The organism is Martinezella lusitana, assembly GCF_900094565.1.
Lineage (GTDB): Bacteria > Pseudomonadota > Alphaproteobacteria > Rhizobiales > Rhizobiaceae > Rhizobium > Rhizobium lusitanum.
The window spans coordinates 113308-127564 of record NZ_FMAF01000014.1; the positions used below are offsets into that span (position 1 = coordinate 113308).

A 14257-nucleotide genomic window follows, 5' to 3' on the forward strand; every position below is an offset into this window, starting at 1 on the left:
TTTTTATAGACTATAAGGGGAATTGTTTGTCTGAAATGACCGGCGCTGCAGCGTTGGCATCTTTCCGAAAGCAAAAGCGCGGGTTGATGGGAGCCTCGCTTCCCATGGATGTTGCCCCAGTCGACCTCTGCAAATCCGCTTGCCGCCCCTTTAATCGGCTGCTTATTTTTTCCGCATCCGCATGAAGAAAAAGAAAGCTGTTTCTTAAATTCAGCAAAATCTATGTTTTTTATAGATTATGGCGCCAATGATCGTCATTCGGCGCAAACATGGATGAAACGAAACGGCATGTCCTATCTCCTCAGCCTTCTCGACAAGAGCCCGATCGAGCAGGGGCTCAGCGCCACCGATGCGCTCGGCGCCACGACGCGATTGGCCGTCAGAGCCGAAGAACTCGGCTATCACCGCTTCTGGGTCGCCGAGCATCACAACATGGCGAGCCTTGCAAGTTCGGCACCGGAAGTGCTGATCGCCTATCTTCTCGCCAGAACCTCGAAGATCCGCATCGGCTCCGGCGGCGTCATGCTGCAACACTATAGTTCCTACAAGGTCGCCGAGGCATTCAATCTCCTGGCCTCGCTCGCGCCCGGCCGCATCGATCTCGGTGTCGGCAAGGCGCCAGGCGGCTTTCCGCTGTCGACACGCGCATTGCAGGTCGCCATCGATCCGGAACGGAAGCCGAGTTTTGCCGAGCAGCTCTCCGACCTGAATGGCTATCTCGCTGCCGATCCCCATTCTGATGGCGCTTTGGCGACACCGTTTCCGCCGCGCTCGCCGGAACGCTTCCTGCTCGGCGCCAGCGTCGAGAGCGCCGAGCTTGCGGCGGAGAAGGGCTGGAAGCTGGTTTTCGCCGGCCATCTGAACGGCGATCCCGAGAATCTGAATAAGACCTTCGAGGCATATGGGCGTGCGACAGGTGGCAAGGTTCCGATCCTGGCGCTCGCAGCCTTTGCCGCTGAAAGCGAGGCCCATGCTCGCGAGCGCGTCGGCCAGCTTCGCATCGTCAAGCTTTTCCTGCCCAACGGCCAAAGCGTCAATGTCGGCAGCCTGGAGCAGGCGGCGGAATTCGCTCGTCAAGCCGGTGTCACGGACTATCGCACGGAAGAAAAGGTCCCGAGCGTGCTGCATGGCACGGCCGCGCAGATCCGTGACGAACTCGATGCGCTGCACCGCCGTTACGGCGTCGAGGAGTTCGTGCTCGATACGCCGGCGCTGACGGCGGCGGAACGGCTCACCTCAATTGAACTGCTCGCCAAAGAGCGGCTTTCCCTCGTTGCCTGAACAGCCTGTCCCAGGAGGATCAATCATGGCTCAAAAACACGTCACCTTCGGTATCATGCTGCAAGGCCCAGGCGGCCACATGAATGCCTGGAAGCATCCGAGCGTCCCAGCTGATGCCAGCACCAATCTCAACTTTTTCGTCAAGACGGCCCGTAAGGCGGAAGAGTCCGGCATCGCCTTCGCCTTCGTCGCCGACGGCCTTTACATCAACGAGCAGTCGATCCCGCATTTCCTCAACCGGTTCGAGCCGCTGACCATCCTGTCGGCGCTTGCGGCCTTTACGACGAAGCTCGGCCTGGTCGGCACGGTTTCGACGTCCTACAGCGACCCCTTCACCATTGCCCGTCAGTTCGCCTCGCTCGACCTCATCAGCGGCGGCCGCGCCGGCTGGAATGCCGTAACCTCGCCGCTCGAAGGCTCCGGCCGCAACTACAGCCGAGAGCACCCCGAACACGAGCTGCGCTATGAGATCGCAGACGAATATCTCGATGCCACCAAGGGCCTGTGGGACTCCTGGGATGACGATGCCTTCCCGCGCAACCGCGAAACGGGCGTTTACGCCGACAAGGCCAAGCTGCATCGCCTGAATCACAAGGGGCGCTTCTTCCGTATCGAAGGACCGCTGAATATCGGCCGATCCAGGCAAGGACAGCCCGTGGTCTTCCAGGCCGGTGCGTCCGATTCCGGCATCAAGCTTGCCGGCAAGCACGCCGATGCCGTCTTTACCAATGGCGGCCCGCTTGAGGATGCCAAGGTCTTCTACAAGCAAGTCAAGCAGAGCGCGATCGCCCATGGCCGCAGCGCGGCCAAGGTCGGCATTTTTCCCGGCATCGGCCCGATCGTCGGTGCGACGCAGGAGGAGGCGGAGGCCAAGTATCAGGAAATCCGCAATCTCGTTACAGTCGAAGAGGCGCTGGCCTATCTCGGTCGCTTCTTCGACCACCATGATTTCAGCGCCTATCCGCTGGACGAGCCATTTCCGGATCTCGGCGATATCGGCCGCAACAACTTCCGCGCCACGACCGATCGCATCAAGAAAACGGCGCGGGAGAAAGGGCTCACGCTTCGCGAAGTGGCGCTCGACGCCGCAACGCCCCGCACCGCCTTCATCGGGACTGCCGAACACATTGCCGATGAGATCATCCGCTGGGTGGATCAGGAAGGTGCCGACGGTTTCATCCTCGGCTTCCCGGTCATCGGGGAAGGCTTCGACGACTTCGCCAAGCATGTCCTGCCGATCCTGACGAGGCGCGGCTATTTCGATCCAGAGCTGAAGGGCGAGACGCTGCGCGACCATCTCGGCCTGCCGTTCCGCGAGAGTCGTCATGTGGCGCAATCCGATCATATCGAACCTGCAAAGGCCGTTGGCGCCTGAGCCCGGACCGATCCCCATGAACGCCATCGTCAATACCGCTTCGCTCAATGATCCCGTCGAGAAAGGGATTGCCGCTTATCTCAACGAGGTTATCGCGCTGCGGCACGATCTCCATCAATACCCCGAACTGGCCTTTCAGGAGCACCGCACCTCCAAGCGGGTGGCATCGCTGCTGACCGACTGGGGCTATGAGGTCGCCACCGGCATAGCCGGAACCGGTGTCGTCGCCACCCTGAAGCGCGGCAATGGGCAGCGCAGTCTCGGCATCCGCGCCGACATGGATGCCCTGCCGATCGATGAGGCGACAGGGCTTGACTATGCGAGCAGCAATCCCGGTGTCATGCATGCCTGCGGCCATGACGGACACACGTCCATCCTGCTCGCCGCCGCGCGCTATCTCGCCGAAAGCAGCCAGTTCAACGGCACGCTTCGGCTGATCTTCCAGCCGGCTGAAGAGATCGGCGCGGGCGCCCGCAAGATGCTGTCGGAAGGGCTTTTCGATCGCTTTCCGGTCGAGGCCGTCTTTGGCCTGCACAATTGGCCCGGTGTTCCCGAGGGGCAGTTCGGCTTCGTTGCCGGTCCTGCCATGGCCTCCGTCGACCAGGCTGTGATCAAGATCGTCGGCAAGGGCGGTCATGGCGCCGAGCCGCATAGGGCTGTCGACCCCGTGCTGGCGTCGGCTTCCTTCATCACGGCTCTGCAGAGCGTGGTCTCGCGCAACATCGACCCGCAGGACATGGCTGTTGCGACTGTGGGCTCGATTCATGCCGGCTCCGCATCGAACGTCATTCCGGAAAGCGTGGAGTTGAAGCTCACCATGCGCGCCTTCAGCGAACAGGTGCGCGTGACGCTTCAGGAGCGTATCCCCGCGCTTGCCCGCGCGCAGGCGGAAAGTTTTGGCGCGGTGGCGGAGGTCAACTATCGCCTGGGCTTTCCAGCGCTGGTCAACCATGCCGACGAGACTGCTTTTGCCCGCGGCGTGGCAGTGCAGGCGCTTGGCCCGGCTGCCGTCGAAGCGGATTTCCGGCCGCGCACGGCAAGCGAAGATTTTGCGTTCCTGCTGGAGGCCAAACCCGGAAGCTACCTCTTCGTTGGCAATGGCGACAGCGCCCCGCTGCACAGCGCCCAATACAATTTCAATGACGCCATCATCGCGCCCGCCGCCCGCTACTGGGTGCGGCTCGCCGAAACTTTCCTCGCGGATGACAACAGGTGACGAACGACATGAGCGACACGTTTCTTTATACGACCACGCTGGACCCGCGCGCCAAGCCGCTGATCGACGAATTGATTTTCGAATATGACAGCCGTTACGGCAACTATTTCAACGCCGACGGCGCAGCCGCCGAATTGAACCGCTATCCGCCGGAGGCCTTCGCGCCGCCGAACGGCAATTTCCTGCTTCTCGTGCGTAACGGCGAGACGATCGGCGGCGGGGCATTCAAGCGCTATGACGACCGGACCGCCGAGTTCAAGCGTATCTGGACGCGGCATGACCTCCGGCGTCAGGGGTTGGCGCGCAAGCTTCTGGTCGAGCTTGAGGAGCAGGCCGCGCGGCAAGGCTATAAGCGCATCTACCTGACGACCGGTTTCCGCCAACCGGAGGCCGTTGGCCTCTATCTGAACAACGGCTACACCGCTCTCTTCGATACGTCAGTCGATCCTGAAATCTACAAGAGCCTGCCTTTCGAGAAGGACGTCAGCCATCTGGCGCCATCCTATTCAGCCAAGACCTCCGGATCGCAGCAGCGGCTGGCCGCCACCGGACGCTGACGGCGGATTGAAGCAACGATAATCACAAGGGGCAAGCATCATGGCATTGACAACGGATTTTGCGGGTATCGATCCCGCCGCCGGAACAAACGAGACGCAGACTGATTATGCCCGCTATCGTATCGTGCCGGCACGGCATCCCGGACGTACCGCCGGGACGATCTTTGCCGCCTTCGTTCTTGCCGCCGTCCTCTATTCCACCTTCACCAATCCCCGCTGGGGGTGGGGGGTGTTCGCCGAGTGGTTCTTTGCCGAGCCGGTGCTGGTGGGCCTCGGCAGGACGTTGCTTCTGACCGCACTCGCGGCCGTTTCCGGCTCCATCCTCGGCACAGCCCTGGCTCTGGCCCGCGTGTCGAAATCGCCGCTGCTTTCCGGTCTCTCCTGGGGCTATATCTGGCTGTTGCGCTCGATCCCCATGATCGTGCTGCTGCTCGTGCTCAACAATCTCGGCTATCTCTACGAGACGATCTCCGTCGGCATCCCCTTTACCGACAAGGTGTTGTTCGACTATCCAACGACGCAACTCCTGACGCCGTTTGCGGCGGCCTTCCTCGGGCTGACACTGAACCAATCGGCCTTCTTCGCAGAAATCGTTCGCGGCGGCATCCTGTCGGTCGACCAGGGGCAGCTGGAAGCCGCGGCCGCGCTTGGCCTGCCGCGCCGACGTCAGGCGTTCCGCATCGTTCTGCCGCAGGCCATGCGCTCCATCCTTCCCACAGGCTTCAACGAGATCATCGGTCTCGCCAAGAGCACATCCATGGTCTACGTGCTGGCCCTGCCGGAACTCTTCTACACGGTGCAGGTCATCTACCGCCGCAATCTGGAGGTCATCCCGCTGCTGATGGTGGCGACGGTCTGGTATCTCGTCATCATGACGGTTCTGTCGATCGCCCAGCACTATATCGAGCGCTATTTTTCCCGCGGCGCGCTGCGCAATCCGACCCCATTGCCATTCCAGGCTTTCTTCCAGCGCTTCCGCCGCCCGCTGCCTGTCGCTGCCACGAGCGCCGGGGTGGACACCGGGACGCTGACCACTTTTCGGAGCGTAACGGGTCTTCGCGCCAAGGGCGGTGCGGTGCGTATTCACGGCATATCGAAGAGCTTTGGCACGTTGAAAGTGCTCGACAATATCGAGCTCAGCCTGCCGGCCGGAAGCGTGACCGCCATTATCGGCCCATCCGGCTCGGGAAAGTCGACGCTGTTGCGCTCCATCAATCATCTGGAGCGTGTCGATAATGGCTTCATCTCGGTGGACGGCGAGCTTGTCGGCTATACCCAGAAGGGCGAGGTGCTCTACGAGCTGAAGGAGAAGGACATCCTGAAGCGCCGGACCGATATCGGCATGGTCTTTCAGAGCTTCAATCTCTTCCCGCATCTGACCGTTCTGGAAAACCTCATTGAGGCGCCGATCCAGGTGCGTGGTCAGAGCCGGCACGAGGCCGTGGCCTTTGCCCGGGAACTGTTGGCACGGGTCGGCCTCAGCGACAAGATCGATGCTTATCCCCGCCAGCTTTCCGGCGGCCAGCAGCAGCGTGTGGCCATCGCCCGCGCCCTGGCGCTTCGCCCGAAGGTGTTGCTGTTCGATGAGCCGACTTCGGCGCTTGACCCGGAACTTGTCGGCGAAGTGCTCGACGTGATCAAGGAGCTCGCCCGCACCGGGACGACATTGGTCATCGTCACCCACGAGATCGGCTTTGCCCGAGAGGTTGCCGATACCGTCGTCTTCATGGAAGGCGGCCACATTATCGAGGCGGGATCGCCGACGCAGATCATCAACGATGCGAGGCATCCGCGCACGCGCGAATTCCTCGCCAAGGTTCTCTAGCAGACACAAGCTGGTGAAAAATGCCGGGCCGTGACGGGCACTCGGATGATAACGACAAAAACAACAACTTTAAGATGAAATGGAGAAGAGGTATGGCATTCTTTGATAGAGCAAAGTACGTGTTTGCCGGGGCCATCACCGCTGTAGTGATGAGCGGCGCGGTCGCCAGTGCGGCCGAAAAATTCAACCTGAGCCCGGATACATCAAATCGCGTCAGGGCGGAGAAGGATGAAGCGGCAATCAAGGCGATCGCACCCGGCTTCAAATTCGTCAATCCCGGCAAATTCACGGTGGCGATCAACCCCTGGGATCCACCAATCGCAACCTACGCCACCGATGCGAAGACCGTTGTCGGCGCTGACCCGGACATAGCACAACTGCTCGCCGATTCCCTTGGTCTCCAGCTCGAGCTCGTGCCAGTTGCCTGGGAGGATTGGCCGCTCGGCGTCTCCTCCGGCAAGTATGATGCCGTGATCTCCAACGTGACGGTTACCGAGGAGCGCAAGCTGAAATTCGACTTTTCCACCTATCGCAGGGACGTGCTCGGGTTCTACGTGAAGGCCGACAGCAAGATCACCGAGATCAAGGAGCCCAAGGATGTCGCGGGTCTCAAGGTGATCACCGGAGCCGGCACCAACCAGGAGAAGATCATTCTCGAATGGGACCGGCAGAACGTGGCGGCCGGCTTGAAGCCGATCGACGTGCAGTATTACGACGATCGCGCCGCCGCCGATCTCGCCCTGCAGTCGGGTCGTGCCGATGTCGAGTTCAATCCGAACGCGACGCAGGCCTACAAGGCCGCCATCAACGGCACAAGGAAGCTCGTCGGCACCGTCTCGGGCGGTTGGCCGCTCACGGCTGAAATCGCTGTCACGACTAAGAAGGGCGCTGGTCTCGGCGACGCCCTCACGCTCGCTATCAATGATCGGATCAAGGACGGCAAATACGGCGAAGTGTTGAAGCACTGGAGCCTGACCGCCGAGGCGGTCGATCAATCCAAGACCAACCCTGCGGGCCTGCCGAAAAGCGGTTCGTAATGTTGGTCGAGCGGACCGGCGTTGGTGGGGCCCGCGCCGGTCCGCCCCCCATTCATCTGTTATGGAGATACAGAGTTCGTGACGATCCATCCCAGCTTCAGAACCATGCTTGCCGCCTTGGTGGCGACTGCCTTGATCGGCTTTGGCCCGGTGAAGGCATCCGACGACTTCGACCTCAGTCCACAACAGCCCGGACGTGTCCGTGCGGCAAAGAACGATGCGGCGATTGCCGCCATTCCCAGGGGCTTCAAGTTTGTGACGCCGGGCACATTCACCGTGGCTGTCGCCCCCGGCGGGCCACCGCTTGCGACCTACGCGACGGATGCCAAGACCGTCGTCGGTGCCGATCCTGACTACGCCTCCGCCATTGCCGATACGCTCGGCCTGAAGCTGGAACTCGTACCCGTTGCCTGGATCGACTGGCCGCTCGGTCTGACCTCGGGCAAATACGATGCTGTCATCTCCAATGTCGGCGTCACCGAGCAGCGCAAGGAGAAGTTCGATTTCTCCACCTATCGCCAGGGTCTGCACGGCTTCTTCGTCAAGACCGACAGCAAGGTCGCGTCGATCAATGAACCCAAGGATGCTGCCGGCCTCAGGATCATCGTCGGCGCAGGCACCAATCAGGAACGGATCCTGCTGAAATGGAGCGATGAGGACGTCCAGGCCGGCCTGAAGCCGATCGAATTGCAATATTACGACGACGATGCCGCGAGCCTTCTGGCTCTCCAGTCGAACCGGGCCGACGTCATCGTGCAGCCACATGCCCAGCTCGTCTACATCGCTGCCCGGGACAAGAACATCAAACGCGTGGGCACCTTGAGCGCGGGCTGGCCGGATCGTTCGGACGTCGCGATTACCACGCGCAAGGGCAGCGGCCTTGCGGCAGCGCTCACCACTGCCACGAACGGGCTGATCAACGACGGCACCTATGCCAAGATTCTAGACCACTGGCATCTCTCCGAGGAAGCCCTCGCGAAGTCGGAAACCAATCCGCCCGGCCTGCCGAAATATTGAGGAGATAGCCGAATGAGCCATCCAGCCCCATCGATCAGCCACATCGGCTTTCTCACACCGGGCAACTATCCCGATGAGGATCCTTTAGCTGGCCTGGAGCAGACCTTGCAGCTTCTCGAGCATGGCGAGCAGAGGGGATTCGACAGCGCCTGGGTGCGCCAGCGGCATCTCGAGCCCGGCATCTCCTCGGCAAGCGCTTTTCTTGCGGCGGCAACGCAGCGGACGCGCCATATCGAACTCGGGACGGCCGTCATTCCGATCGGCTACGAAAGCCCGTATCGTCTCGCCGAGGATCTCGCGACCGTGGATGTCCTGTCGCGCGGACGATTGAACATCGGGCTGAGCGCGGGTCGCCCCTTGCATGCCGACCTGATTGGTCCTCTCGCCTTTGATGGCGATTGGGAAAGCCACGATTTTTCCCATCAGAGGGTGCTGCGCTTTGCCGGCAATCTGCGCGGGGCCTATATCGGCGATCAGCATACACTCATCAAGACGCCCTTCGGTCCGCAGCGTCCGCGTCTCCAGCCCTATGCGAAGGGACTGATCGATCGCATCTGGTATGGTGGCGGCTCGTTGCGTTCCGCGGCCTGGGCCGGCAAGAACGGCTTTAATCTTCTGATCGGCAATGTAACGACGGGCGAAGAGACCGACGATTTCTTCGTGGCGCAATCGCGGCAGCTGGAGACCTATCGCGCTTCCGGCGGCGAGACGAGACGGGTGGCGCTCGGTCGCGTCATCGTTCCGTTCGACAGCGCCGACGCCATCACGCGCAAGCGCTATACCGATTATGCCGCCGGCCGCTACGAGCGAACGCTTTCACCGCAGGGGGAACGCCGAACGCTTTTCGCGCGCGACCTGGTCGGCTCGTCGGACGAGATTCTCGAACGTCTCCACGCCGATCCGGTCCTGCCCTATGTCAGCGAGTTCCGGCTGGAACTGCCGTACGAATTTCACGACGAAGAATATCGGCAAATCCTCCATGATTTCGTGACGATTATCGCACCTGGGTTGGGATGGAAGGCGGCGCCCCTCCTGCGCCGGTCAGCAACTTGATCGTCACAGGGTCGCATATCCGAGGAAGGGATCGGCGGGAGCACACGCCGATCCGTTCTTCCATGTGGGTCAGCGATCATTCAGGTCTGAATGGCCCGAGGCTGGATGCTGCATGATGTGCATCCAGGCCATAAATGGCGCAGGGCCTCGATGGTGAGGATGTCGCCCGGCGCACGGTGCGTGGGGCGCGCGCCAAGAAGTGATTGTTTTCTTTCAATTCATTTCCCCGTTTTGCCGAGATTTATGTTGGCTTTTAGTTTCGCGTTTTGCGCTTGTTGCGGTCAGGCAACAGATGTCGGCGCGAATTTCTCGCTCGGTGGCAAGAAGTCGATGGCTGCGAGGAACGCGTTTAGATATGTTTCTTTGATATCAGCGAGATTTTAAGGACTTTCGTCTACATTTCTTTCGATTTGGGTACTATTCTCGGTGTTCAAATGGACGATACCGAAATCCTGCCGCCGGAAGTGCTGGCCTCAATGCTGATGCGGATGTTCGAATTCGCGCCAATAGCGATCGCTATCACGACCAGTGATGCGAAGACGTCGAGCTATGCAAAGGTCAATGACGCCTATCTCAAGCTGACCGGGCTCAAATGGGACGATATTCGCGGCAAGAAGCTCGTCTCGAAGGGCGCAGCCATTGACAGCCCGGCCCGCGACCGCCGGCATCGCCTGCTGCAGGAGGATGGTGCGTATGTGCTGGAAGAGGTCGAAATCCGCCATGCGGACGGCAACATCATTCCGACCTTGATATCGGCGCAGCGCACCGTGGTCGACGGCATATCTTTCGACGTGGAAATCATCCTCGACGTATCGGCGCGCGTCCGCCATCAGTCCGAAATCGAACTCGCGCTTCGCGCCTCCGCACGTACCGATGCGCTCTCCGGCCTGCCGAACCGCGCCTGCTTCGACGAGGTGCTGAAGGAAAGGATTGCGGCGCAGGAATCGAATGAGCGGCTGCTTGCGCTTGCCTTCATCGATCTCAATGGTTTCAAGATCGTCAATGACACCATGGGCCACGATGCCGGCGATGAAGTGATCCGCACCATTGCAAGCCGTTTGCGTGACAGTTTCCGAACACATGATTTTATAGCTCGCATTGGCGGCGACGAGTTCATCGTATTGTTCGAAATCGATCCTGCCCTTTTGAACGAGGCGCGCGACATGCTGTTCGAGGCGATCGAGCGCATCTTCAAGCCGATAGCGATCGGTGGTGCCTTGACGGACGTCGGGGCGGCCGTCGGCGTAACGCTTTTGAGGCCGGGAGATACGTCAGCTTCCTTCGTCAAACGCGCCGACAACGACATGTATCTTGCCAAGCAAACCGGAAAGCGCGTCTCTGTCGTCTGGCTCAGGCCGACGGATGCGGTGATGCCGGCTAAGTGGGCTCGAGCCGACTGAAGACGCTTTATTCGATACCGAAGACTCCCACGAAGTTCTTCATGCGGCGAACAGCCAAATCCGGCTTGTCGAGGACATTGGCCTTGTCTGCCAGTCGGAAGATCTCGGCATAGTGATTGACGCCGCGTGCGGATTGCATGCCGGCGGGGAGGCTGAAATGGTTCTGATGTCCATTCAGCCAGGCAAGAAACACCACGCCCGCCTTGTAATATTGTGTCGGCGCCTCGAAAATCTTGCGCGACAGGGGAACCGTGGGTTCGATGACGGACCTGAAGGTCGCTACGTCTCCGGCTGCGAGTGCGGCTAGCGCCTTCGAGGCGGATGGGGCGACGGCGTCAAAAATGCCGAGAAGAGCGTGGCTGTAGCGCTCGCCGTCCCCTTCGATCAGCTCCGCATAGTTGAAATCGTCACCGGTGAAGCACAGGACACCGTTCGGAAGCCGGGTGCGAAGCTGGACCTCCTTGGCATTGTCGAGAAGCGAGATCTTGATGCCTTCGACCTTATCTTGGTTTTCGTCGATGATCCTCAAGACGCATTCGAGCGCCGGCTCAAATTGGGCGCTGCCCCAATAGCCGGCCAGTTGCGGATCGAACATGTCGCCGAGCCAGTGCAGGACGACCTTGTCCCTGGCCTGCGAGAGAATGCGACCATAGACCTTGGCGTAATCGTCAGTGGAGGCTGCGACGCGGGCAAGCGCGCGGCTCGCCATCATGATGGCGCGGCCGCCATGCTTCTCCACATATTCGACCTGTGTTTCGTACGCCCTGATGACATCATCAAGCGATCGCGCCTCGGACGCGATGAGATGATCGGTTCCGGCGCCGCAGGCGAGATCGGCTCCATCGACGTTCCTTGCCTCATCGAGCGACCGTCGGATCAGTTCCTGCGCGCCGGCCCAGTCCAGTCCCATGCCGCGCTGCGATGTATCCATTGCCTCGGCAATCTTGAAGCCGAGGCTCCACAAATGCCGGCGAAAGGCGATCGTTGCCTCCCAGTCGATGGCCGGCCGGCCCCAAGGGTCGGTTTCCTTGCTCGGATCCGAAACGACATGGGCGGCGGCGTAAGCGATGCGATTGAAGCGCGGGGGTGCCGCCGGCCGTGCGACAGGCGTTCCCACCAGTTCATAACCGCGAATGATGCCATCGGAGTTCGGCAGGTTCAAAGTCAGGCTCATGACAATCCTCCTCACAAGATTGAACGACCCATTAATTTGGATCGTTCCAAATTGCAAGAGGCTATTTTGGGGATCTGCTAATTTGCCGAAAAATACTAGCGCTGGCGATTGCTGCTGCGAAGTAGACAGAAATACCTATTTAAAACAATGGGTATCTACGAAATGGCAGAAAAGATGTGGCGGCTATTGATCTGAATTTGGAAAAACGCTCTTGACATAATTGGAACGTTCCAATTAATTGCTTAGAGAATTAGCAGGGAGGATTATATGGCCGGGGGACGGGTTACCGTCATAGACATCGCGAAGGCTGCCGGCGTTTCAAAGTCGACCGTCTCGCTGGTGCTTCAGGGGTCCCCTCTGGTCAATGAGGGCACGCGGGTGAAGGTCAGTGCCGCGATGCGGGAGCTCGGCTACGTCTACAATCGTGGCGCCGCCACGCTCCGGCAGACGGGCGCGAAGTCGAAGATCATCGGTGTCGTCGTCAACGACCTCACCAACAGTTTCTTCGCGGAGCTGGCAGTGGGAGTCGATATGGTCGTTCAATCCGCGGGTTTCGTGCAGTTTCTGTCGAATACGAGCGAAAGCATCGATCGCCAGCGCGAGGTCATTGCGTCCATGCGCGAGCATGGCATTTCCGGCCTGATCGTTTCGCCGGCCCGTGCAACGGAAGCAGCCGATTTCAAGCCGTTGGTCGCAGCCGGCATCCCGGTCGTCGTCGCGGTGCGCAGCCTGCCCGGCGCCAAGGTTTCCTCGATCGTATCCGACAATCACGAAGGAACGGCGGCGGCAGTCCGGCATCTGGCCTCGCTTGGCCATAGGCGGATTTCCTTCCTGGGCGGCTTTCCCAATACGGCCGTTTTCGCCGAGCGCTTGACCGGTTACCGGGATGCAGTGGTGGAAGTCGGTCTCGGTTTTGACGACGAACTGATTGTCTCATCGGCCCCATCGAGGGCCGGCGGTGCGGATGCGATTGCTCGCACCATGGCGATGGGCAATCCGCCGACCGCGGCTGTCTGCTTCAATGATGCGGTCGCTTTCGGCGTCTGCGACGGGCTTCGCGCGCGTGGCATGGAGCCCGGCCGTGACTTCGCCGTCGTCGGTTTCGACGATGTGATCGAGGCGCAGACTGCAGTGCCCGCGCTGACGACGATTTCAGTCGATCCGCAGGGCATGGGCAGGCGTGCGGCTCAGCTTCTTCTCAAGCAGATCAATGCGGGAAAGGTGGAGGCGGAGAACGTGACCGCGGCCGTCCGTCTCGTCGTTCGCGAGAGCTGCGGTGCCGCGCAGAGAAAATCAAGGGAGGAGTTGGCATGACTGTTCGTTGGGGTCTTATCGGCGCAAGCACCATCGCCCGCGAATGGGTCATCGGCGCCATCCGCGCTGCTGGCGGCGAGGTGGTGTCAGTCATGAGTTCGAGCCCGGAGCGCGCACGAGCCTACGCTGCTGAAAACGGTATCGGCCGGTCGGTTTCGCAGGTCTCGGAGCTTGTGTCGGATCCGCAGATCGATGCCGTCTATATTTCGACCACCAACGAGCTGCACCGCGACCAGGCGATTGCCGCGGCTCGCGCCGGCAAGCATGTGCTTTGCGAGAAGCCGCTGGCAATGTCGCTTGACGATGCGCATGCTATGGCACAGGCGGCGAAGGATGCCGGCGTCGTTCTGGCGACCAATCATCATCTTCGCAATGCATCGACCCATATCGCGATGAGGGATGCCATCGCCTCCGGCAAGATCGGCAAGCCGCTGGCGGCTCGGGTGTTCCACGCCGTCTATCTGCCGCCGCATCTTCAGGGCTGGAGGATCGAGAAGCCGGCCGCCGGCGGTGGCGTGATCCTCGACATCACGGTTCACGATGCCGATACGCTGCGCTTTGTCCTCGGGCGTAACCCGGTTGAGGTCACGGCTTTCTCACAGTCGGGCGGAATGGGCAGGGAAGGGCTGGAAGATGCCGTCATGGGCGTGATGCGCTTCGAGGACGGTGTCATCGCCCAGTTCCATGATGCCTTTACGGTGAAATATGCCGACACCGGCTTCGAGGTGCATGGAACCGAGGGATCGCTCATCGCTCGCAACGTCATGACGCAGCGGCCGATCGGCACCGTGATATTGCGGACCGCCGAGGGCGAGCAGGAACTGCCGACGACCGACAAGAACCTCTACCAGACCGCGCTCGAAGCCTTCCACGCCGCCGTGGCGGGGAAGGGGCGTCCTGCCGCTACAGCCGAGGATGGAATCTGGTCGCTTGCAACCGGCCTCGCCGTCGTCGAGGCCGCAAGAGGCGGCGCGGCCGTCAAGATAAAAACCGGACTCTAGATTATGC

12 protein-coding genes are annotated in these 14257 nt (G+C 60.7%); 11 read left to right on the forward strand and 1 reads right to left on the reverse strand.

Going from position 1 to position 14257, the window contains the following annotated elements:
* The first annotated feature begins 288 nt into the window (after positions 1–288).
* The 9 genes from GA0061101_RS24210 (at position 289) to GA0061101_RS24250 (ending at position 10761) form a co-directional block, all read left to right on the forward strand.
* Positions 289–1281 carry an LLM class flavin-dependent oxidoreductase gene (locus GA0061101_RS24210; protein ID WP_037197753.1) on the forward strand — a complete coding sequence of 331 codons (993 nt, stop codon included), beginning with the start codon at positions 289–291 and terminating at the stop codon, positions 1279–1281.
* A gap of 25 nt (positions 1282–1306) precedes the next feature.
* Positions 1307–2656 carry an LLM class flavin-dependent oxidoreductase gene (locus GA0061101_RS24215; protein ID WP_037197703.1) on the forward strand — a complete coding sequence of 450 codons (1350 nt, stop codon included), beginning with the start codon at positions 1307–1309 and terminating at the stop codon, positions 2654–2656.
* Positions 2657–2672: 16 nt separating this feature from the next.
* Entirely contained in the window at positions 2673–3872 is a 1200-nt protein-coding gene (locus tag GA0061101_RS24220) for a M20 aminoacylase family protein (RefSeq protein WP_037197755.1), read from the forward strand.
* On the forward strand, positions 3869–4429 hold the full coding sequence (locus GA0061101_RS24225) for a GNAT family N-acetyltransferase (RefSeq protein ID WP_037197704.1): 561 nt from the start codon (positions 3869–3871) through the stop codon (positions 4427–4429). The genes GA0061101_RS24220 and GA0061101_RS24225 overlap by 4 nt, the downstream gene beginning before the upstream one ends.
* 40 nt (positions 4430–4469) lie before the next feature.
* Positions 4470–6254, forward strand: coding sequence for an amino acid ABC transporter permease/ATP-binding protein (locus GA0061101_RS40775; RefSeq protein ID WP_081938743.1), 1785 nt, complete (start codon positions 4470–4472; stop codon positions 6252–6254).
* Between the two features lie 92 nt (positions 6255–6346).
* Complete coding sequence (locus GA0061101_RS24235) at positions 6347–7291, forward strand: ABC transporter substrate-binding protein (protein WP_037197705.1); 945 nt, start codon at positions 6347–6349, stop codon at positions 7289–7291.
* Between the two features lie 105 nt (positions 7292–7396).
* The gene (locus GA0061101_RS24240) at positions 7397–8308 is read left to right on the forward strand and encodes an ABC transporter substrate-binding protein (protein ID WP_425350020.1); all 912 of its coding nucleotides are present in this window, start codon (positions 7397–7399) and stop codon (positions 8306–8308) included.
* A gap of 12 nt (positions 8309–8320) precedes the next feature.
* Positions 8321–9361, forward strand: a complete 1041-nt coding sequence (locus tag GA0061101_RS24245; protein WP_037197706.1) for an LLM class flavin-dependent oxidoreductase — start codon at positions 8321–8323, stop codon at positions 9359–9361.
* Positions 9362–9795: 434 nt separating this feature from the next.
* On the forward strand, positions 9796–10761 hold the full coding sequence (locus GA0061101_RS24250) for a GGDEF domain-containing protein (RefSeq protein WP_234903823.1): 966 nt from the start codon (positions 9796–9798) through the stop codon (positions 10759–10761).
* 7 nt (positions 10762–10768) lie between these two features.
* Here the strand turns inward: GA0061101_RS24250 and GA0061101_RS24255 are convergent, their stop codons facing one another.
* On the reverse strand, positions 10769–11935 hold the full coding sequence (locus tag GA0061101_RS24255) for a dihydrodipicolinate synthase family protein (protein WP_092575232.1): 1167 nt from the start codon (positions 11933–11935) through the stop codon (positions 10769–10771).
* Between the two features lie 267 nt (positions 11936–12202).
* Here GA0061101_RS24255 and GA0061101_RS24260 point away from each other — a divergent pair, with 267 nt between their 5' ends.
* Together GA0061101_RS24260 and GA0061101_RS24265 are read left to right on the forward strand one after the other, a co-directional pair.
* The gene (locus GA0061101_RS24260) at positions 12203–13249 is read left to right on the forward strand and encodes a LacI family DNA-binding transcriptional regulator (RefSeq protein ID WP_037197708.1); all 1047 of its coding nucleotides are present in this window, start codon (positions 12203–12205) and stop codon (positions 13247–13249) included.
* The gene (locus GA0061101_RS24265; protein WP_037197709.1) at positions 13246–14250 is read left to right on the forward strand and encodes a Gfo/Idh/MocA family protein; all 1005 of its coding nucleotides are present in this window, start codon (positions 13246–13248) and stop codon (positions 14248–14250) included. The genes GA0061101_RS24260 and GA0061101_RS24265 overlap by 4 nt, the downstream gene beginning before the upstream one ends.
* The last annotated feature ends 7 nt before the right edge of the window (positions 14251–14257 follow it).

What these genes read in the sequence shown, in the direction of transcription:
- GA0061101_RS24220 (WP_037197755.1), top strand. Translation starts at nt 2,673, where the DNA reads ATGAACGCCATCGTCAATACCGCTTCGCTCAATGATCCCGTCGAGAAA.
- GA0061101_RS24255 (WP_092575232.1), bottom strand. Translation starts at nt 11,935, where the DNA reads ATGAGCCTGACTTTGAACCTGCCGAACTCCGATGGCATCATTCGCGGT.
- GA0061101_RS24210 (WP_037197753.1), top strand. Translation starts at nt 289, where the DNA reads ATGTCCTATCTCCTCAGCCTTCTCGACAAGAGCCCGATCGAGCAGGGG.
- GA0061101_RS40775 (WP_081938743.1), top strand. Translation starts at nt 4,470, where the DNA reads ATGGCATTGACAACGGATTTTGCGGGTATCGATCCCGCCGCCGGAACA.
- GA0061101_RS24240 (WP_425350020.1), top strand. Translation starts at nt 7,397, where the DNA reads ATGCTTGCCGCCTTGGTGGCGACTGCCTTGATCGGCTTTGGCCCGGTG.
- GA0061101_RS24245 (WP_037197706.1), top strand. Translation starts at nt 8,321, where the DNA reads ATGAGCCATCCAGCCCCATCGATCAGCCACATCGGCTTTCTCACACCG.
- GA0061101_RS24215 (WP_037197703.1), top strand. Translation starts at nt 1,307, where the DNA reads ATGGCTCAAAAACACGTCACCTTCGGTATCATGCTGCAAGGCCCAGGC.
- GA0061101_RS24265 (WP_037197709.1), top strand. Translation starts at nt 13,246, where the DNA reads ATGACTGTTCGTTGGGGTCTTATCGGCGCAAGCACCATCGCCCGCGAA.
- GA0061101_RS24235 (WP_037197705.1), top strand. Translation starts at nt 6,347, where the DNA reads ATGGCATTCTTTGATAGAGCAAAGTACGTGTTTGCCGGGGCCATCACC.
- GA0061101_RS24260 (WP_037197708.1), top strand. Translation starts at nt 12,203, where the DNA reads ATGGCCGGGGGACGGGTTACCGTCATAGACATCGCGAAGGCTGCCGGC.
- GA0061101_RS24250 (WP_234903823.1), top strand. Translation starts at nt 9,796, where the DNA reads ATGGACGATACCGAAATCCTGCCGCCGGAAGTGCTGGCCTCAATGCTG.